Source organism: Comamonas sp. B21-038 (assembly GCF_022387135.1).
Taxonomy (GTDB): domain Bacteria; phylum Pseudomonadota; class Gammaproteobacteria; order Burkholderiales; family Burkholderiaceae_C; genus Comamonas; species Comamonas sediminis.
This window is the reverse complement of record NZ_CP092462.1, coordinates 4,002,643-4,023,123: the sequence shown is the minus strand read 5'-3', so window position 1 is coordinate 4,023,123 and position 20,481 is coordinate 4,002,643. Positions and strand designations below refer to the sequence as shown.

The window sequence follows — 20,481 nt, the reverse complement described above, 5'->3', positions numbered from 1 at the left end:
GCTGTGGCCGCTGCAGCACTCTTTCTTTGCATTAGAACGGACACGACCACCATGCCTTTGATCTCGATGCGCGAAATGCTCGACCATGCCGCCGAAAATGGCTACGGCATCCCTGCCTTCAACGTCAACAACCTGGAGCAGGTCCAGGCCGTGATGTCGGCGGCAGACGAAGTGGGTGCGCCCGTGATCCTGCAGGCCAGCGCCGGCGCCCGCAAGTATGCCGGTGAGCCCTTCATCAAGCACCTGATCCAGGCTGCTGCCGAGATGTACCCCCACATCCCGCTGGTGATGCACCAGGACCACGGCACGACGCCCGAAGTCTGCCAGGGCGCGCTGAACCTGGGCTTTGGCTCGGTGATGATGGACGGCTCGCTGATGAGCGACGGCAAGACCCCGTCGTCATTCGACTACAACGTCGATGTGACCCAGAAGGTCGTCGCGATGGCCCACCAGATCGGTGCCACCGTCGAAGGCGAGCTGGGCTGCCTGGGCAACCTGGAAACCGGTGAAGCCGGCGAAGAAGACGGCATTGGCGCCGAAGGCAAGCTGGACCACAGCCAGATGCTGACCGACCCCGAGGAAGCGGCCGTGTTCGTCAAGGCCACGCAGCTGGACGCGCTGGCCATTGCCATCGGCACCAGCCACGGCGCCTACAAGTTCAGCCGCAAGCCCACCGGCGACATCCTGGCGATCTCGCGCGTCAAGGAAATCCATGCCCGCATCCCCAACACCCATCTGGTGATGCATGGCTCCTCGTCGGTGCCCCAGGAGCTGCTGGCCATCATCAACCAGTACGGCGGCAAGATGAAGGAAACCTACGGCGTGCCCGTCGAAGAGATCCAGGAAGCCATCAAGTACGGCGTGCGCAAGATCAACATCGACACCGACATCCGCCTGGCGATGACCGGCGCGGTGCGCAAGTTCCTGGCCGAGAACCCCGACAAGTTTGATGCCCGCGAATGGCTCAAGCCCGCCCGTGAAGCCGCCAAGCAAGTCTGCAAGGCCCGCTACATCGAGTTCGGCTGCGAAGGCCAGGGCGGCAAGATCAAGGGCTACAGCCTGGAGCAGATGGCCAAGAAGTACAGCGCCGGCGACCTGGCCCAGCTGGTGAAGTAAATCTGCCTGCGTTGCCAGTGCCTGGGGCACTGGGCGCCAAAGCCTGCAATCGCACCCGCATTGCAGGCTTTGCTTTTGGGCCTACGCGATGCGGCGATAACCGCACACGCGCACTGCGGCCGGTGTTTTTGCACAATGCCATGCATCGCAAACAAAGGAGCGCACAGCATGCAGACAAGCCATTCCTGGGACCTGGACCTGGTGGTGATTGGTGGCGGATCGGGGGGCGTGCGGGCCGCACGCATGGCGGCAGCGCGGGGCGCCAGGGTGGCGGTGGTGGAGTCCAAGGCCATGGGCGGCACCTGCGTCAACGTCGGTTGCATTCCCAAAAAACTCTACAGCTATGCGGCCGGTTACGCCGAGGCCTTTGACGAGGCGCGTGGCTATGGCTGGCAAATGCCCGAGACCATTGCGCTGGATTGGCAGGCGCTGAAGACAGCACGCGCGCGGGAAATCACCCGCCTCAATGGCATCTATGAAGGCCTGATGCGCAATGCCCAGGTGGAGCGCATTGCCGGCCAGGGCCGTCTGACCGATGCCCACACGGTGGTGGTTTCTGCCGATGGCGCCGATGTGCGCACGCTGCACGCTGCCCATATCCTGATCGCCACCGGCGGCACGCCGGTGCGCCCGGACCTGCCCGGCAGCGAGCATGTGATCGTCTCCGACGACATGTTTGACCTGGCTACGTTGCCGCGCCGCCTGGTGGTCGTGGGCGCCGGCTACATCGGCTGCGAGATGGCGAGTATCTTCCACGGGCTGGGCGTCCAGGTGAGCCTGCTGCACCGGGGCGACCAGATTCTGCGCGGCTTTGACGACGAGGTGCGCAGCTTTGTCGCCGAGGAAATGCGCAAGAGCGGGGTGGAGCTGCGCATGAAAACGGAGGTGAGGTCCATTGCCTGCGACACTGCCAGCGGCGAGCGCACCCTGACCCTGGCCGATGGCAGCACCCTGAAAGCCGACCAGGTGCTGTACGCCACCGGCCGCAAGGCCAACGTCAGCGGCCTGGGGCTGGAGGCGCTGGGCATTGCGCTGGACAAGAGCGGCGCCATCGTCGTCGATGCGCAGATGGCCACCGCCCAGCCGAGCGTGCATGCGCTGGGCGATGTCGTGGGACGCATGGAGCTGACCCCGGTGGCGCTGGCCGAAGCGATGGCCTGGGTGGACCATATCTGGAGCCCCGATGCCGGCAAGGATGCACGGGTCATGGACTACGACAACATCCCGACGGCGGTGTTCACCCATCCGCAGATCGGCACTGTCGGCCTGACCGAGGCCCAGGCCCGCGAGCGCCATGGGGCCGTGCGCATCTACCGCAGCGATTTCAAGCCGCTGCGCCATACCTTGTCGGGACGCAGCGAGCGCTGCCTGGTCAAGCTGGTCGTCGATGACGCCAGCGACAAGGTGCTGGGCCTGCATGTCGTCGGCGCCGATGCCGCCGAAATCACCCAGGGCTTTGCGGTGGCCCTGAAGGCCGGCGCCACCAAGGCGCTGTTTGACCAGACGATCGGCATCCATCCGACGATGGCCGAAGAGCTGGTCACCTTGCGCGAAGTAAGCCGCAAGTAAGCTTCAAATCGCGGCAGTTGCTGCTTTGCAACATCTTATAAATTCTCTCTATAAAGGCCGCGTGTCTCGGGCATGATACGCGCTCTTTACAGAGGAGATACATATGAAGGAGTGGGTGTATCCGCGCGAGCGGACACTGGGCGCCATCACCCTGGTTCTGGGTCTGTTGGCATGGTTGCTGATCTTGTTGCTGACCCTGGGCACGGTGCTGATCTACCTGCTTGTCGGTTTCATTTTTTATCTTTTTGCACAGTCGGCATTGATTGCGTGGCTGCGCGGGACTGCCGTGCGCCTGTCGGACGAGCAGTTCCCCGAGCTGTATCTGCAGTACCTGCAATGCTGCAAGAAGCTGGAGCTGGTCGACCCGCCCGAGGCCTATCTGCTGCAAGGCGATGGCTTGATGAATGCCTTTGCGACCCGCTTTCTGGGCCGCAACTTCGTCATCGTGCTGAGCGACACGGTCGACGCCATGCGTGCCTTGCCCGATGGCATCAACTTCTACTTCGGTCATGAGCTGGGCCATATCAAGCAGGGCCACCTGGCCGGGCACTTCTGGCGCATGCCAGTGCTGTGGCTGCCGCTGGTCGGGGCCGCCTACGCGCGTGCCAAGGAGTACACCTGCGACCTGCACGGCCGCGCCTGCTGCGAAGGCTCGGAGTCCGCAGGCCGTGCGCTGTCGGTGCTCGCCGCTGGCGCGCAGAAGTGGAAAACCATCAATCTGGTGCAGTATGCGCGCCAGACCATGAGCAACCGGGGCTTCTTCCCCGATCTGCACGAGCTGCTGAGTGGCTACCCCTGGCTGACCAAGCGCGTGGCGCGCATGATCAGCCCCGGCATCAAGATGCCGGGACGCAATCCCTTCTCCTATCTGTTTGCGCTGTTCGTGCCCTATGGCGGCCGGGCTGGCGGCGGGGCGGTGGGCCTGCTGATGGTGATCGCGATCATCGGTATCGCTGCTGCGGTCGCGATACCGGCACTCAAGGGCGGCGCCGGTGGGGGTGCCTTCAGCCAGATGCTGATGCAAGGCATGCAGTCGCAAAAGGGCAAGGAGGCCTTCGAGAAGGAATGGACCCAAGCCGAGCCGGTGCGCCAGGCGCTGTCGCGCTACTACCAGACCTATGAAGAAGTGCCTGACTCCCTGTCCGATGCCGGTGTGTCGCCCGAGCAGGAAGGCAGGCTGATGTATGACAGCGAGGACATGTCGCTGACCGCGCTGACCATCCATGGCCAGTTGCAGATGCAGCCGATGCAGGGCGAGGGCGGCAAGGTGGTCTGGCATTGCAGCGCTGATGGCGCGGCGCAACAGTACCTGCCGGCCAGTTGCCAGAGCAAGTGAAGCATTTGGATACATTCGCTGCCAAAGTCTCCTGATTCAGCCCGGCGGCCTCAGACAGAATCCGCAACGGCCTTGCTATGATGCAGGGCTTGGCGGTGTGGCACAGGCCACGCGCTGTCTGTGGGCCGCCGCCACTGTTTTCAGGATCCGTCTATGTCTTTTTCCGCTGCCCGTTCTCTGTCCTGGCTGGGGTGCGCCGCCGCAGCCGTGGTGCTGAGCGCCTGCGCGCCGCTGCCTTCGAATGTGGAGCCGGTGGGCCGCACCCTCGTGTCCATGGACCAGAACACGGACCTGCGCTGGACCTACTGGGGCACCGACAGCGAGGTGCTCGATGTGCTGCCCGAAGACCTGGCCAAGGACAAGCCGCTGCAGGCCAAGCTCTGGCAGATGCGCACCAGGCTGGGCGAACTGGTGGGCGTGATGTCGCTGCGCTCCAACGTCGATGACCTGAACAACAAGAACACCGTCTGGACCCAGGACTGCCCCAAGCAAAAGGGCGTGCTGGTCGAGCGCACCCAGGGCCTGAACATTGGCCGCGTGGACTGTCTGCGCATCAAGCGCACCGCCAACAGCAGCGATTGGCTGGCGCAGAACGATGCGGCGATGGCATCCCGCCTGGAGGCCGCTGGTGTCTACTTTGCGCGCCCGGTGGCCTATGTGTCCTACCAGTTCACCACCAGCAATGGCGGCTATGTCGAAGCGCAGGTGCTGGTGGACCAGCGCCTGGTGCGTCCGCCGATCCGCAGCAGCGTGGACTTTCTGGCCGCTGGCCGCTCGCTGGACCGCTGGGCGCAAGCACTGGCGCGCTCCATGCGTGAGAGCACCGGCTACTTCAATGGCGTGCTGACCGTGCCACCTTTCCCTTACGAGATCGACCAGCAGCCGTATTACGAGACCAAGCAGGACGACTCCGATGTACTGTTTGGCAAGGAAAAGCCCAATCCGCAGGCCGCTGAGGAGAAAGCAGCGTCGGTGGTTGCCCCTGCTGGGACAGCCCCTGCCGCGGCCGCACCCGCCAAGCGCTGATCGCTTCCCCTGCTCTGCAGCAGCCATGGCCTCGGTCATGGCTTTTTTTTGTCTTTTTACGGGTATATCCAGACTTGGAATGGGCCCAGAATTTGCACAATAGGGTCACATCGAACAACATGGCTCAACAGCAAGCCGGGCGCACTGGGCGCCGGCACGCGCTGTATGACCGACAGGAGACTTGTGCATGACCGAACGCCCATGGCTGGCCACTTACCCCCCAGAGATTCCCGAGGACATTGATCCTGAGCGCATTCCCACCTTGGTGCAGTTGCTCAACCAGGCCTTCATCCAGTACGCCGACCGCACGGCGCTGCATTTCATGGGCGCGCGCTTCAGCTACCGCCAGCTCGACGACTACAGCGTGGCGCTGGCCGCCTACCTGCAGACCTTGCCGCTGGCCAAGGGCGACCGCGTAGCGCTGATGATGCCCAATGTGCCGCAGTATGCGGCGGCTGTCGCTGCCGTGTTGCGCGCGGGCCTCGTGGTGGTCAATGTGAACCCGCTCTATACCGCCTCGGAGCTGGACCACCAGCTCAAGGACAGCGGCGCCAAGGTGATGATCGTGCTGGAGAACTTTGGCGCCACCGTGCAGAACTGCCCGGCCCACCGCCAGCTCGAGAAGATCATTGTCTGCAGCATGGGCGATTGCCTGGGTCTGATCAAGGGCAGCATCGTCAACTACGTGGTGCGCCACAGCAAGAAGCTGGTCGCGCCTTTCACCCTGGAGCGCAGCATCCGCTACCCCGATGCGATCCGGGAGGGCGAGCGCCACAGCTTCTCGCCGGTCGAGATCGGGCTGGACGATGTCGCGGCGCTGCAGTACACCGGCGGCACCACCGGCGTAGCCAAGGGCGCGGTGCTGCTGCACCGCAACCTGGGCGCCAATGTGCTGCAGGTGCAGGCCTGGTACGGGCCGGCGCTCAAGACCATTCCGCAAGGGGAGCAGCCGCTGTGTGTCTGTGCTCTGCCGCTCTACCATATCTTCGCGTTCACGGTCTGTTTTCTGCTGTCGATGCGCCTTGGGCACCAGGTGCTGCTGATCCCCAACCCGCGCGACATGAAGGCGGTGCTGGGCGAGCTGGGCAAGTACGAGTTCCATACCTTGCCAGCCGTCAACACCTTGTTCAACGGCCTGATGAGCCACCCCGATTTTGACAAGGTGAACTGGAAGAACCTGCGCGTGGTCGTGGGCGGCGGCGCGGCGGTGCAGTCGTCCGTGGCCGAGCGCTGGCTGCAGCGCGTTGGCCAGCCCATCGTCGAAGGCTATGGCCTGTCCGAAACCAGCCCGGTGGCCAGCTGCAACTTCGTCGGCACCGGCCAGAAGGCCTCGGGCTCGATCGGCTACCCGATGCCGGGCACCGACATGGCCATCCTCGACGATGCCGGCGAGCCGGTGCCACAAGGCGAGCGCGGCGAGGTGTGCATACGCGGCCCGCAGGTGATGGCCGGCTACTGGCAGCGCCCGGACGAGACGGCCAAGTCCATGACCGAGGACGGGTTCTTCCGCTCGGGCGATATCGGCATCATGGAGCCCGATGGCATGTTCCGCATCGTCGACCGCAAGAAGGACATGGTGCTGGTCAGCGGCTTCAACGTCTACCCCAATGAGGTGGAGGACGTGGCCGCCTCCTTCCCCGGCGTGGCCGAATGCGCGGTGGTCGGTGTGCCCGACGAGAAGACCGGCGAGGCGATCAAGCTGGTGGTGGTACGCAAGTCCGCCGATGTGACCGAGGCACAGCTGCGCGCCCATTGCGCCGAGCACCTGACTGGCTACAAACGGCCCAAGTACATCGAGTTCCGCGACAACCTGCCCAAGACCCCGGTCGGCAAGATCCTGCGGCGCGAGCTGCGCGACCAAAGCACCAACGCCTGAGCGCCGCAGACCAGTAAGACAAAGCGGAGATTGCAGCGACAATCTCCGCTTTGCCTTTTCTGGATTCCGACGTGACCCTTGCCATTCTCAGCGCCCTTCCCGAGGAGCAGGCCGGCATTGCTGCGCTGCTGACCGATGCCCGCATCCACGACCATGCCGGCCGCCGCTATAGCTGCGGTCAGCTGCACGGCCAGGCGGTGGTGCTGGCGCTGTCGGGCATTGGCAAGGTGGCGGCGGCCAGCACGGCGGCGACCCTGATCGAGCGCTTTGGCGCACGCGGCATCGTGTTTACCGGTGTGGCCGGAGGCCTGGGCGACGGTGTGCAGGTGGGCGATGTGGTCGTGGCCACCCGCTATGCGCAGCACGACCTGGACGCCTCGCCGATCTTCCCGCGCTACGAGGTGCCGGGCTATGGCCGGACCCTTTTCGACTGCGATGCTGCGCTGAGCGCGCAGCTGGCCGTGGCCGTGCAGCAATGCCTGGCCGGTGGCGCAGCCGCCTGGACGGCCGAACTGGGCCTGCCCGCACCGCAGATGCACCAGGGTCTCGTCGTCAGCGGCGACCGCTTTGTCAGCAGCGCCGCCGAAGTGCAGGCCCTGCGCAGCGGCTTGCGGGCAGCGGGCATGGATGCGCTGGCCGTCGAGATGGAGGGCGCCGCCGTCGCTCAGGTCTGCGCCGACCACGGCTTGCCGTTTGCTGCGATGCGCAGCATCTCCGACCGGGCCGATGACAGCGCGCACCTGGACTTTCCCCGCTTCATCCAAACGATCTCCAGCCGCTATGCGCAGCACATCATCGGCAGCCTGGTGCGGAGCTTGCCGGCCCGCTGAATGGCCGGCCCGGTAGCGCGGGTGACTGAGCAGCGCGGCAAGCCTGGTCACAATGGCGCGCTGCCTTGATCTGACCATGCCCCTTTTTTCCGCTCCATCCTTTGCGCCCGGCCAGGTGCTGACCACCTGCAAACTGGGCCTGGGGCAGATGCTGTCCTGGGGCTCGGCGTTCTACCTGCCCGCCATCCTGGCCGGCGCGATGGGCGAGAGCCTGGGCATACCGCCATCGCGCATCTTTGCCGCGTTCTCGGTGGCGTTGCTGATGATGGCGCTCACCGGGCCAGTGGCCGGGCGGCTGATCGACCGCTGGGGCGGGCGCCCGCTGCTGATGGCCACCAACCTGCTGTTTGCGCTGGGGCTGGTGCTGCTGTCGCAGGTGCAGACCCAGGTCCAGCTGTTTGCGGTCTGGTTGCTGCTCGGCCTGGCGATGGGAGCGGGGCTGTACGAGGCGGCCTTTGCCACCTCGGTGCGCCTCTACGGCAAGGCAGCGCGGGGCAGCATTGTCGGCATCACCTTGTTTGGGGGCTTTGCCAGCACCTTGAGCTGGCCGCTGACCACCTGGCTGCTGCATGGCTGGGGCTGGCGCGAAGCCTGCCAGGTCTGGGCGGGGGTGCAGTTGCTGGTATTGCTGCCGTTGCATGCGAGCCTGCCCCGTGCGCCCGCGCGTGCCGGCGCCGATGCGGTGGTACCACCAACGGGCTTGCCGGCGGCCGCGCCTGCCGCTGCTTTGCGGGGCCAGTGGCTCAGCCTGGTCTTGCTGGCGCTGACCTTTGCAGCGATCTGGTTCATCGGCACCTCGATGATGTCGCACCTGCCGCGCCTGCTGATGGTCAGCGGCGCCAGCGCGACAGCGGCCGTGGCTGCGGCAGCGCTAGTGGGCCCTGCCCAGGTGGCCAGCCGCATTGCAGATTATGCTTTTCTGCGCCGCGCCCATCCGCTATGGTCAGCGCGCATTGCCGTGACGGCCTATCCGTTGGCGGCCTTGCTGCTGGCGGTTTTTGGTGCACCGGGTGCCTGGGCCTATGCGTTAGCCTTTGGGCTGGGCAACGGCATCATGACGGTCGTCATCGGTACGCTGCCGCTGGCGATGTTTGGCGCGCAAGGCTATGGCCAGCGCCAAGGCCTGCTGATGGTGCCGGCCCGCATGACCCAGGCCAGCGCCCCTTTTCTGTTTGGCCTGGCGCTGGAGCAGTGGCAGCTGGGCGCCCTCTGGGTGCTGATGCTCGCCGCCTCGATGGCCGCAACGGCGCTGTGGTGCCTGCGGCCCAAGCAGGTGTAGCGCGCGCGGGGAGTTACTTGAGCCAGCCGCGCTTGCGGAAGTACAGCATCGGGATCAGCGCGCTGCCCACCATCAGCGCAATACCGTAGGCATAGCCATATTGCCAGTCGATCTCGGGCATGTACTTGAAGTTCATGCCGTAGACGCTGGCGATCAAGGTGGGTGGCAGCAGCGCGACGCTGGCCACCGAGAAGATCTTGATGATCTTGTTCTGGTTGATGTTGATGAAACCGACGGTCGCATCCATCAGGAAGTTGATCTTGTCGAACAGGAAGGCGGTGTGGTTGTCCAGCGATTCGATGTCGCGCAGGATCTGGCGCGCATCCTCGAACTGGTCGGAGTTGAGCATCTTGCTGCGCATGACAAAGCTCACGGCGCGGCGGGTGTCCATCACATTGCGGCGAATGCGGCCGTTCAAGTCTTCCTGGCGCGCGATGGCCGAGAGCACTTCGCTCGCATGGGTGTCGGTCACATTGCCGGCCAGCACCTGGGTGCTGACTTTTTCCAGGTCGTCGTAGATGCCTTCCAGGGTGTCGGCCGAGTACTCGGCGTCGGCATCGAACAGCTTGAGCAGGACGTCCTTGCTGTCCTCGATCAGGCCGGGCGCGCGGCGGGCACGCAGGCGCAGCAGGCGGAACACCGGCACATCCTCATCGTGGATGGAAAACAGCACGCCATAGCTCTTGAGTGACGCATTGTGCAGGTTCATGATGAAGGCCACGCGCACGCTGCGCGGGTCGTCTTCGTCATCGATCAGGAAGTCGCTGCGGATGTGCAGATCGCCATTGTCTTCTTCGTAGAAACGGGCCGATTCCTCGATGTCCTGATCCATCGCGTCTTCGGGAATAGACAGGCCGTAGTGCTGCTTGATCCAGCGCTTTTCTTCAAGGGTGGGGGACTCGAGGTCGACCCAGATCGGCTGAAAACGGGCCAGGTCCTGCAGGGATTCGATCTCTTCCTGCACCAGACGGCCATTGGCAAGCGTAAAGATGTTGAGCATAGGCTCACTTCCTTGTTGTTATTGGTCTGCAAAAGGGGGCGGGGGGCGCTTCCGACCCATGTGCAGCCATGTGCTTGCCAGGGTGGAAGCTACCAACTTGGGTAGGGATCCAAGGAGAGACTCCGGTTTGTGAATGGGCGCCATTATGGCATTCCCGCATCCGCTGCGCATGACGATGCGCTTTGTGGGGGTGCAGCGTTGTCAACACCCCACGCCAGCCGCTGTCAGTGGGTGCCTACATTCGCCTGATGGCGTCCCGTTGGAGGCCCATCGGAGACAGATTGGAGGCAAATTGGCAGGTTTGTGAGGAAATTTAACGGCCGGCCTGGGCCAGCGCGAAGCACAGATCGGCCCAGGTTGCCGCCTTGGCCTGGGGTGTGCGCAGCAGGTGGCTCGGGTCGTAGCTGACCACGGCCGGCAGCTGGCTGCCGCCCAACTGGTGGAGCTGCTGGCGCAGGCGGGAGAAGGGCTGGTCGCCCGGCATCAGGTGGCGCACCGCCGGCAGGCCCAGCAGCAGGGCCATCGCAGGCTGGCATTCCTGCACCAGCGCATCGATGCTGTAGCTGGGCAAGCCATCATCGCCTTCCTGGTTGGCGGGGATGCGGGCCAGCGGCACCCAGTAGACGGGGGCATCGGTCAGGCGCATGGCCCGCAGCATCTGCAGCAGCAGCTGGCAGGCTTCACCCTGCTGGGGCGCGCCTTCGGGCAGCTCGGCCACTACCAGCCAGGCAGGCTGGGTGGCAGCGACAGGCGGCGGCTGCTTGCCTTGCAGATCGAGCAGCACCGGCGCGCGCAGCGCAAAGCGCACACGCGGAAAATCAGCCGGCAGCGCCTGCGGGGAGGTGGTCCGGGCCGCTGCAGGCGCAGGCGCGGGGGCTGGCGTTGGCGCAGGTGCTGGCGCTGCCGTCTCTGGGATGGCAGCCGCTGGCATCGTAGGTGCTGCAGGTGCAGCCGGTGCAGTGGTCCCTACCGTTGCAGGCACAGGCTCGGCGCGAAGCCGCGCTGCGGCCAGCGGGGCTGGGGCCGGGGTCACCTCGGGCGCGGTCTGGGCGGCAGGCGCGGGCGATTCGGGCCACCACAGCGGGTGGCCCATCTCTTGCAGCATGGCGCGTTGGCGGGCGTCCAGGTTCAGGCTCATGGGGTGGTAGGCAGCAGATAACGCATGACCATGGCGTCCTCGCGTTCGACATGGGATACCGGATAGTAGCGCTTTCGCAGCCCTACCGATTCAAATCCAAACTGCAGGTAGATCTGCTGGGCGCGCAGATTGCTGATGCGCACTTCCAGCCAGATCGCCTGGGCGCGTGCGCTGACGGCCCAGCTGCGCAGCTGCTCCAGCAGCACCTTGGCCCAGCCCTGGCGCTGGTGCTGCGGGTTGACGGTGATGTTGAGCAGGTGCAGCTCATCGACGCCCTGCATGGCGACAAAGTAGCCGATCAACGCCTCGTCGGCCCAGAGCAGCTGCATCGCATAGCCCATGGCCATCGAATCGATGAAATTGCCCCGCGTCCAGGGGTGGCTGTAGCACTGGTTCTCAACGGCCAGCAGCGCGTCCAGGTCATCGGCGCGCAGCGCGGACCAGCGCAGCTGGGGCGTGGCGGGCAGGCTCATGGCGCACTGCCTGGGCTGCCGGCCGCCTGGGCTTGCTTTTCTGCCTCGCGCTCGGCCGTGGTCTTGGCGACCTTGTCGCGGATATAGAGGGGCAGCGCATCCTGCGCCGCCACCGCCTGGCCTTGGGCCAGCAGGTAGGGCGCCAGGCTCAGCAAGGCCTGGGCGGTGGGCATGGCCTGCAGATGGGTGGCACCGGGCGCCAGGCGATCACCATAAATGGGCTGGGCATTGCCGGCCACCACAAAGCCTGGGGGCACCTGCACATCCTGCGGCGAGCAGACCTGCAGATTGCCCAAGGTCTGCCAGTGGCCATCGGCATACTGGTAGACGGCGTTGTAGACCTCGTCCATGCGCGCGTCCAGGCAGGCCAGCACCTGGGTGCAACCATATTGCAGGCGGGCCTCTTCGGCCACCGCCATCAGGGTATCGACCGGCAGCACCGGCACACCCTGGCCGCCGTTGGCCACAAAGGCCAGGCCCTGGGCAATGGCGCAGGCGGTGCGCAGGCCGGTGAACGAGCCAGGGCCCCGGCCAAACACAATCGCATCCAGCGCGTCGAAGCCCAGGCCCGCATCGGCCATCAGGCCCCGCACCGCCGGCAGCAACTGGCTGGAGGTGTGCTGGCCACCGGCACCGCTGTGCAGCCAGCGCCGGTCATCCCGTGCGGTGGCAATGAAGAGGGTGTCGGTACTGGATTCGAGGGCAAGCAGGTTCATGGGGTAGGGCGCGCGCGGGCACTGTGCAAGCGCCCGGTTTCAGCCCCTGTGCAGGGGCGGCAACCTGCCATTATCGGGGCAAAGCCAAGGCTGCATGCCGGGCTTGGGCATAGCCGCTAGACTGCTGCCCATGCAACAGATTTCTCCGATGGCGCCCCTTTCTCCGTCCCTGGCAGGGCTGAATCCCGGCCGGTCCGGCGGCAGCGGCCGCTGGCTGCTCCCGCTCGCGATTGCGCTCAGCCAGGTCGCCTGCGCCCAGACCCCGGCCACCCCGGCTGCCGACCCGGCGCCCAAGCCTATCCGGCTGGCCCAGCCCGTGGCTGTAGCGCCCCAGGCAGCCACGGTACCGGCCAGCGCAGCCATGCAGGCCCCTGCCGCAGCCGCCAGCGCCTGGCCTGCCGACCGCCTGCCGGCCGAGGTCGAAGCCGCGTTGCAGCGCGGCAAGGTAGCGCCTGATGCGGTCTCCGTGGTGGTGATGGATGTCAGCGGCGCGCAGCGCCCGCTGCTCGATGTGCACAGCGATGTGGGCCGCAACCCTGCTTCGGTGATGAAGCTGGTGACCACCTATGCGGCGCTCGAGATCCTGGGCCCCGCCTACACCTGGGACACCCGCATTGCGACCGACGGCCAGGTTGCCCAGGGCGCCCTCAATGGCAATCTCTATGTACAGGGCTCGGGCGACCCCAAGCTGGTGATGGAACGCCTCTGGCTGCTGCAGCGCCGCCTGCTGGGCCAGGGCATCCAGGTCATCGTCGGCGATGTGGTGCTGGACCGCTCGGCCTTCTCGCTGCCGCCCATCGACCCTGCACGTTTTGACAACGAGCCCTACCGGCCCTACAACGCTGTGCCCGATGCGCTGCTGCTGAACTACAAGTCGCTGACGATGCGCTTCATCCCCGATGCAACCGCCGGCGTGGCTCGCATCGCCTACGAGCCCGCCGTTGCGCATCTGCGCCTGCCCAGCACCGTGCCCCTGCTCAAGACCAAGGGCAATGCCTGTGGTGACTGGCGCGGCGCGCTGAAAGCGCAGCTGTCCGATGCCACGCAGATCCAGTTCCTGGGCGGTTACCCGGCTGCCTGCGGAGAAAACAGCTGGGCCGTGGCGCCTGCCGCGCCCGACCGCTTTGCGCCCCGTGTGTTTGAAGGCATGTGGCGTGAGCTGGGCGGCAAGGTCACCGGCCAGGTGCGCATGGGCACGACGCCCGACGGCGTGCAGCCGCTGATGAGCTTCAGCTCGCCCACATTGGGTGAGGTGGTGCGCGACATCAACAAGTACAGCAACAATGTGATGACCCAGCAGGTGTTCCTGACCCTGGGCAAGGAGCGCGCCGGGGTCGGCACCTTTGAAGGCGGCCGCCAAGCGGTGGCGCAGTGGTGGAGCGAGCGCGTGCCCGGCATGGCCGCGCCTACCATCGACAACGGCGCCGGTCTCTCACGCGATGCGCGCATCACCGCCGGCTCGCTGGCCAAAATGCTCTCGGTCGCCTGGAACTCCAACGTCATGCCCGAACTGATGGCCTCCATGCCCATCGTTGGTGTGGACGGCACGATGAAAAACAGCAAGAGCGCCCACACCGGTGGCGCCCATCTGAAGACCGGCACCCTGCGCGATGCCTCGGCCATTGCCGGCTATGTCAATGGCCGTGACGGGCGCCGCTGGGTCGTCGTGGCGATGGCCAACAGCGACAACGCGCCCCAGGCGCGTCCTGCCTGGGATGCGCTGATCGACTGGGTGGCGGCACAGTAAACCTGGCCAGGTCAACGCTCTCAGCGGTGGTCCGCAGGTCGGGAAAAACCTGCCTGCGGCCAAGGTGGGTCTCTGGCGGTATCGGTGTACATTGCGCGTTGGAGCGTGGTCCCCCCGTCTCAAGGAGCCCTGCATGAGCCTGCCCTCGAAGTCCACATGGTTTGCTGCCGCCAAGCGCTGGGATGCACGCTTGCTGGCCGCCTGGCTGGCGCAGGCGCCGCAGTGGGCCCAGGCGGTGGACGGCAAGGGCCGCACCGCCTTGCAGGTGGCCTGCGGCGTATCGCCGCAAAACGCCCATTCGGCGGATACCTACGGCCTGGAAACAGTGGCCACCTTGCTGGCCGCTGGCGCGCCGCTGGAGGCCCAGGCGCCGATGGGCGAGTGCAATGGCGACTTCCGCGCTACCGCGCTGTGGTTTGCCGTCTCCCGGGGCGAGAACCTGCCACTGGTCAAGCTGCTGCTCTCGCACGGTGCCAATGCCAGCTACTCCCTATGGGCCGCCGTGTGGCGCGATGACGAAGCCATGTGCCGCGCGCTGCTGCAAGCCCGGCCCTTGCTCAACCTGCGTGAGCATGGCGAAACCCCTGTCTTCTATGCCGCCCGCCTGGGCCGGCTCAAAACCCTGGAGCTGCTGCTCGACGCTGGCGCCGATGTCTCAGTGGCCGACTTCAAGGGCCGCGACGCGGTCGATATCGCCGTGGCGCGGCGCCTGCCGCAGGCGCTGATCTACCGCATGCAGCAGTTGCGGCAGCCTCGGCTGGCCTGAGGGGGCTGCTGCGCAGCGCTTTGCCCTGGTCTTGGCGCGGACTGGGCATGGATGGCGCTGTCTTGGTTGATATTGGCTGCAAACGCCTCACGACCGCATTGAGACCCTCATCCACTCCACTCTCCAAAGCAGCTGCGTGCCCTACGGTGAAACTGTAAGCGTTCCTCAGGCAGCCTTTTGAGACCGTTGTGTCTGCCTAACTCTTCGTCAGTTTCATGTAAGTGTTGTCAATTCAAATGCGCTACCAAATGCAATAAAGCTATCAATAATTAAATATAAGTAGTTATTGATTATTTAGATGCGTTTTGATGGGCGCGGCATTCCGTTGCGAGTGGGCCCAGCTCCGCCAGATGGGACACTGAGAATGTATAAAAAATTGAGGGGCCGCCCGCTGTTTACCAGCTGGGCGACGGTGGTGGGCATGTTGGTGCTGGGGCTGCTGTACTCCATCAGCAGTGCCTTTGCGCAGGCAGCGGATGCCGTGTGTGCAGAAGTCAAAATTGTCATCGAGCAAAAGCTTTCGCTGGAGCGCCAGGCCTTTGACGCCAAGATGGTCATCACCAATGGCCTGGCAGACCAGAAGCTGGAGAACGTCTCCATCGAGCTGAAGTTTCTCGATGCCAACAACAACCTGGTGGTTGCCACCTCAGACCCGAATGCCCAGGGGGCGACCTTCTTCTACCGCACCGACCAGGTGACGGGCATCACCGGCCTGCAAAACGGTGTCATCGCGCCCAAGGCGGTGGCCAACATCAACTGGCTCATCATCCCCGCGGCAGGCAGTGGCGGCAGCAACCCGCAAGGCGCTGTGTACTACGTGGGCGCCAAGGTCAGCTATACGCTCGATGGCAAGGCCGATTCGGTTGACGTGGCGCCGGAATCCATCGTGGTGCGCCCCCAGCCTGAGCTGGTGCTGGATTACTTCTTGCCGCGCGATGTGTATGCCGATGACGCATTCACACCAGAGACCGAAGCGGCAGAGCCCTTCACCCTGGGCGTCAGAATCAAGAACCAGGGTGGTGGCACCTCTCACAAGACCAAGATCGACACGGCCCAGCCCCGCATTGTGGAGAACCGGCAGGGCCTGGCGATCAGCTTTCAGATCCTCGGCGGCTATGTCGGCGACCAACCAGCAGGCAAGAGCCTGCTTTTGGACTTTGGGGATATTGAGTCTGGTACTTCCAAAATGGGCCGCTGGTCCATGGTTACGAGCCTCGCAGGCAAGTTTGTCGAGTTCAATGCCAGCTTTACCCATGCAGATTCTTTGGGCGGCGCCGTCACCTCGCTGATCAAGGACGTGCGCACGCATACCCTGATCCAGGACGTGCGCGTCGATCTGCCGGGGCGCGACAAGGTGCGCGACTTCCTCGCCAAGGATGGCGACGTCTACCGGGTCTACGAATCCGATGGCGCAGACACCGAGGTGCAGAATCAGACGGCATCGGCACAGATGACCGTGCAGGGCAACAACGCCAGCCTGCGCTTTAGCCCGGTGACCCAGGGCTTTGCCTATGCCCGGGTGCCCGATCCTGCGCGTGGCGCCAAGCTGCCGGTGCAGGTCACCCGTGCGGATGGTTATATCGTTCCTGCAGAAAACGTCTGGCTGTCCAAGGAGCGCAATGAAGACCTGAGCTGGAGCTACTTTCTCAATATCTTCGATGCCAATACCAGTGGCCAGTACAGCATTGGCTTTGTGGCCGGCGCGGCCGAGGCCAGCATTGCCGGCGTGGTGTACCGGGACAGCAATGCCAATGGCCTGCGCGACAGTGGCGAGCCCGGCATCCCCGTGACCGAGATCAAACTGAGCGGCACCCAGGCCAGCACGGGCGCCGCCGAACTGCAAACGGCGTATACCGATGCGCAAGGCGCGTTCACCTTCACCAACCTCAAGCCGGGCGTTTACACCCTGGTAGCCGGTGTCAGCGATGGCCTGGTGGATGGCACAGCGCTGGCAGGCTCTGCGGGTGGGCAGAGTGAGGCAGGCAAGTTCAGCAGCATTGAGCTGACCGCAGGCGCTGCCGCATCCGGCTATCTGTTTGCCAAGCGCGCTGCCACGCCAGAGAACCCCGACCCAGAGCCCAAGGCCGACCTGAAGGTGGCCGCCGGTGCCACCCCCGCGATCATCAAACGCGGCGACAAGTCCACCGTCACGATCACCGCAGAAAACCTGGGCCCGGCGAGCGCTGTGGCGACCTCGGTGAATGTCGAAATTCCAGCTGGCCTTGCTGTGCTTAGCCACTCGGCTGCCGTGGGCAGCTATGCCAATGGCGTCTGGACCCTGGGTGATATGGCCACGCGTTCCACCGCGATATTGACCCTGGAGTTGCAAGCGGCCAAGGACAGCAGTGCCAAGGAGTTTGCGGTGGCCGCGCGTATTGGTTCGTCCACCAAGGACGACATCACCAGCAACAACAGCGCCTCTACCTTGATCCGCATCCAGGCCAGCGAGGCAGTGACTGCCACGCAAACGGCAGACCAGGGTATGCGCGTGCTGGCCTATATCGGCTGCGCTGCAGACGAGGCCTGCGCCGCGCAAAAACGCCAGACCGCGCAAACGGTGCTGGCCGCTTTCGACAGCGAGGCCGAGATCGTCGCCACCGCAGCTGATTTCCAAAAGGCGCTGCGTGCAGGCGACTTCAGCCTGCTGTGGCTGAGCGGACCGCTGAGCGATTTGAGCGCCAACCTGCAGGAGGAAGTGCGTGCCGCTGTGCTGCGTGGTGCTTCGCTGGTGGTGGACGGCGCTGCCGATACCCCTCTGCGCGCTATTGCCGATATGTGGGGCAGCTATGCCGATCAGCCGTTGCCTAACGCTGCTCTGCAGTTGGGCACTAACGCGCTGCCGCTCACCAACCCAAGCTGGGCTTTGGTGGCCGATGCGCCGGCGACCACTGAGCTGCGCTACGCCAGCGGAGAAACCGCCGCCGTGCGCAGCAGCTATGGCAAGGGCCAGGTACTGGCGATGGGCTTTGACAGCCTGGGTGAGCCGCTGAGCGGCACGGAATGGACCGCATGGCTCCAGGCCCAGATGGCGCTGAGCAAGCCCAAACTGGTGGACCCGATGCTGGCCCAGTCCAGCGTGTTGGTGAGCACCGTCATCAACAATGGCGACGACAAGGCCCGCCAGCTGACCTTGAGCACCGCCTTGGCCAACGGCGCTCAGCTGCTGTCGTCCAAGCCTGCGGCTGCCGTCAATGGCGATCAACTCAGCTGGCCGCTGGATCTGGCAGCGGGTGCAACACAGACGGTAGAGCTGTGGCTGCAACTGCCCGCGCACGCGCAAGCCTTTAGCCTTGAATCGCAACTGCGCAATACCGCCGATGCGGTGGTGGTGGACAGCTGGTCGCACAACCTGCGCACCATTGCACAGCAGCAGGCTGAGGCCAATGCACGCGCCGCAGTGCCCGCTATCGCAGGCTTGCCAGATGCAGACAAAGCCCAGCTGCTTGCTCTGTTCGACCAAGCAGCCGAAGCTGTCCAGCAGCAAAAGCTGGGCGATGCGATTGCGGCACTGGTACAAGCGCAACAAAAACTGCGTGCGCTGCCGCAAGGTGCTGGGCGTGATGCGGCATTGCAGCCCGTGGCGCAGTGGATTGGCCTGGTATCGGCCGCCTGGAAGGACGACGGCTCTGCCACCAGGAACTGGACCTTGGCCATCAGCAGCGGTAACCAGCAGGTTGCCCAAGTGGGCACTGCGTTTGCGGCGCCGCTCCAGGTGCGTTTGGCAGATGAGAATGGTGCCCCAGTAGCCGGTCAGTCCCTGCGGTTTACCGCACCTGCCAGCGGCGCCACTGCGGTGTTCAGCAACGGCACTGCCGCCTTGCAGGTCAGCACCGACGCCCAAGGCCTGGCGAGCACCGATGCCATCACCGCGAATGCCGTCGTGGGCGCCTACCAGGTGCTTGCCAGTGTGGAAGGCGTCAACACCCCTGCCAGCTTTGACTTGCGCAACAGCGACGCAGCAACCCCCATCCTGACCTTGCAGCAGGTGGCTGGCGATAACCAGACCGCGCAAGTGGGGCAGGCCTTTGCCCAGCGCTTGCAAGCCAAGGTGGTGGATGCGCAAGGCGCAGCCGTGGCGGGCCAGCTGGTCGTGTTTGCGCTGCCAACGGCATCTGCCGGCGCGGCAACTGCCAGCTTTGCTGATGGCTCCCAAACCGCCAGCATCTCCACCGATGCCCAAGGCCTGGCGATCTCGCCAGTACTGACGGCCAACGGTGCGGAGGGCAGCTACCAAGCGCGTGCGACGGCGGTGGGTGTCTCCGGTGAGCTGGCCTATTCGCTCACCAACACGGCGCAGCCAGTGCAAGTGCTTCAGCTGCTCGGCGTCTCTGGCAGCGGCCAGTCGGCCCCTGTGGGCGCTGCCTTTGCGCAAGCGCTCAAGATCAAGCTGGTGGATGGCCAAGGCGTAGGCGTGGCCAACCACAGCATCCGCTTCGAGCTGCCGTCCAGCGGAGCCAGTGCCACGTTTGCAGGCGGCGCTTTGCAAGTAGAGGTACAGACCGATGCGGATGGCTTTGCCAGCTCGCCGCTGCTTACCGCCAACAATATTGAAGGCCGCTTTGATGCACTGGCCAGTGCCGCTGGCGTGGCAGACAGCGTGCAGTTTGCCTTGACCAACACAGCGGCAACCGCGCCGGTGCTGAACCTGCAGGTGGTGGCCGGTGGCGGCCAGTCGGCGGTGGTCAATACCGACTTTTCCGAAGTGATCCGGGTCCAACTGGTCAACGGCCAGGGTGAGCCAGTGGCAGGGCGTGTGCTGAGCTTCAGCATGCCCGCCAGCGGTGCCGGTGCCGTCTTTGCCGGTGGCGCGCTGACCGTGCAGGCGACCACCGATGCACAAGGCATGGCTGCATCGCTGATGTTCAGCGCCAACCCCACCGTGGGTGACTACGAAGTCGTGGTGACGACAGCCGGCGCGCCTGATGTGAAGCTCGGCCTCAAGAACACCCCGGCACCTGCAGGCGACAAGCAAGTCACCATCCCCACGCCAACGGGTACCGGCTCGCTCAAGGCCTGGGTGACGGGTGGAGGCGATAGCTGCCACTTCAATCCTGACAAGACCGCCGTCAAGCGGGCGCAAGGCTGGCTGCCGCTGTTTGATGTGCTGCTGTTCCCGCATGGCGTGTTCGAGTACGAGCTGGTCGGCTGCGACGTGGGCAGCACTGTGACCATCACCACCGAGTGGCCCAACCTGTTTGGGGTGAGCAACTACATGAAGTACGGCCCCACACCCACCTCGCGTGGCCGCAGCCTCTGGTATGTGCCCAAGAACCTGAAGCTGGAAGGCAACCGGGTGAGCTTCACGATCACCGATGGCCAGCTGGGCGATGACGACCTGGTGGCGAACGGCGTGATCAAGGACCCGGGTGGCCCGGTGATCCAAAGTGGGCCACTGCCTGCGGATGAGCAAGCCGTACCAGTGCCGGGCTTGGGTTGGCTGGCGGTGCTGATGCTGTCGCTGCTGACCGGTGTGGCGGCGTTGGCCGGGCTGCGACGCAAGGGCGTGCTTGGAGATGGCCATGGCCGCTAAGCACATGGCGTGCGGCCCCAGGTGGGGCACGCACGCTGCACTGGCCATCTTGGCCAGTGTGGGCCTGGGTGGCACAGCC

General features: G+C 65.0%; 14 protein-coding genes. 10 read left to right on the top strand and 4 right to left on the bottom strand.

Features of this window, described 5'->3' with window-relative positions; translation table 11 throughout:
- Positions 1 to 51: 51 nt before the first annotated feature.
- The 7 genes from fba (at position 52) to MJ205_RS18310 (ending at position 9,032) form a co-directional block, all read left to right on the top strand.
- Complete coding sequence (gene fba / locus MJ205_RS18340; protein ID WP_239809772.1) at positions 52 to 1,116, top strand: class II fructose-bisphosphate aldolase; 1,065 nt, start codon at positions 52 to 54, stop codon at positions 1,114 to 1,116.
- 168 nt (positions 1,117 to 1,284) lie between these two features.
- Positions 1,285 to 2,685, top strand: coding sequence for a glutathione-disulfide reductase (gene gorA, locus MJ205_RS18335; RefSeq protein WP_239809771.1), 1,401 nt, complete (start codon positions 1,285 to 1,287; stop codon positions 2,683 to 2,685).
- Positions 2,686 to 2,788: 103 nt separating this feature from the next.
- A complete protein-coding gene (locus tag MJ205_RS18330; RefSeq protein WP_239809770.1) occupies positions 2,789 to 4,021 on the top strand; it encodes a M48 family metallopeptidase in 1,233 nt (410 codons plus the stop codon).
- 153 nt (positions 4,022 to 4,174) lie between these two features.
- A complete protein-coding gene (locus MJ205_RS18325) occupies positions 4,175 to 5,047 on the top strand; it encodes a hypothetical protein (RefSeq protein WP_239809769.1) in 873 nt (290 codons plus the stop codon).
- Positions 5,048 to 5,234: 187 nt separating this feature from the next.
- Entirely contained in the window at positions 5,235 to 6,923 is a 1,689-nt protein-coding gene (locus tag MJ205_RS18320) for an AMP-binding protein (protein ID WP_239809768.1), read from the top strand.
- 71 nt (positions 6,924 to 6,994) lie between these two features.
- A complete protein-coding gene (locus tag MJ205_RS18315; protein ID WP_239809767.1) occupies positions 6,995 to 7,753 on the top strand; it encodes a 5'-methylthioadenosine/adenosylhomocysteine nucleosidase in 759 nt (252 codons plus the stop codon).
- Positions 7,754 to 7,829: 76 nt separating this feature from the next.
- Complete coding sequence (locus MJ205_RS18310) at positions 7,830 to 9,032, top strand: MFS transporter (RefSeq protein WP_239809766.1); 1,203 nt, start codon at positions 7,830 to 7,832, stop codon at positions 9,030 to 9,032.
- Positions 9,033 to 9,045: 13 nt separating this feature from the next.
- Here MJ205_RS18310 and corA read toward each other — a convergent pair whose 3' ends face one another.
- From corA to tsaB, 4 genes are all read right to left on the bottom strand, one after another.
- Positions 9,046 to 10,032 carry a magnesium/cobalt transporter CorA gene (gene corA, locus MJ205_RS18305; RefSeq protein ID WP_239809765.1) on the bottom strand — a complete coding sequence of 329 codons (987 nt, stop codon included), beginning with the start codon at positions 10,030 to 10,032 and terminating at the stop codon, positions 9,046 to 9,048.
- A gap of 313 nt (positions 10,033 to 10,345) precedes the next feature.
- Complete coding sequence (locus tag MJ205_RS18300; RefSeq protein ID WP_239809764.1) at positions 10,346 to 11,170, bottom strand: hypothetical protein; 825 nt, start codon at positions 11,168 to 11,170, stop codon at positions 10,346 to 10,348.
- Complete coding sequence (rimI, locus tag MJ205_RS18295; protein WP_239809763.1) at positions 11,167 to 11,643, bottom strand: ribosomal protein S18-alanine N-acetyltransferase; 477 nt, start codon at positions 11,641 to 11,643, stop codon at positions 11,167 to 11,169. Before rimI ends, MJ205_RS18300 begins: the two co-directional genes overlap by 4 nt.
- Positions 11,640 to 12,359, bottom strand: a complete 720-nt coding sequence (gene tsaB, locus MJ205_RS18290) for a tRNA (adenosine(37)-N6)-threonylcarbamoyltransferase complex dimerization subunit type 1 TsaB (RefSeq protein WP_239809762.1) — start codon at positions 12,357 to 12,359, stop codon at positions 11,640 to 11,642. Before tsaB ends, rimI begins: the two co-directional genes overlap by 4 nt.
- A 361-nt stretch (positions 12,360 to 12,720) precedes the next feature.
- Here tsaB and dacB point away from each other — a divergent pair, with 361 nt between their 5' ends.
- The 3 genes from dacB (at position 12,721) to MJ205_RS18275 (ending at position 20,402) form a co-directional block, all read left to right on the top strand.
- Entirely contained in the window at positions 12,721 to 14,106 is a 1,386-nt protein-coding gene (dacB, locus tag MJ205_RS18285) for a D-alanyl-D-alanine carboxypeptidase/D-alanyl-D-alanine endopeptidase (protein WP_239812789.1), read from the top strand.
- Between the two features lie 133 nt (positions 14,107 to 14,239).
- The gene (locus MJ205_RS18280) at positions 14,240 to 14,872 is read left to right on the top strand and encodes an ankyrin repeat domain-containing protein (protein WP_239809761.1); all 633 of its coding nucleotides are present in this window, start codon (positions 14,240 to 14,242) and stop codon (positions 14,870 to 14,872) included.
- A 364-nt stretch (positions 14,873 to 15,236) separates the two neighbouring features.
- Entirely contained in the window at positions 15,237 to 20,402 is a 5,166-nt protein-coding gene (locus MJ205_RS18275; protein ID WP_239809760.1) for a choice-of-anchor U domain-containing protein, read from the top strand.
- The last annotated feature ends 79 nt before the right edge of the window (positions 20,403 to 20,481 follow it).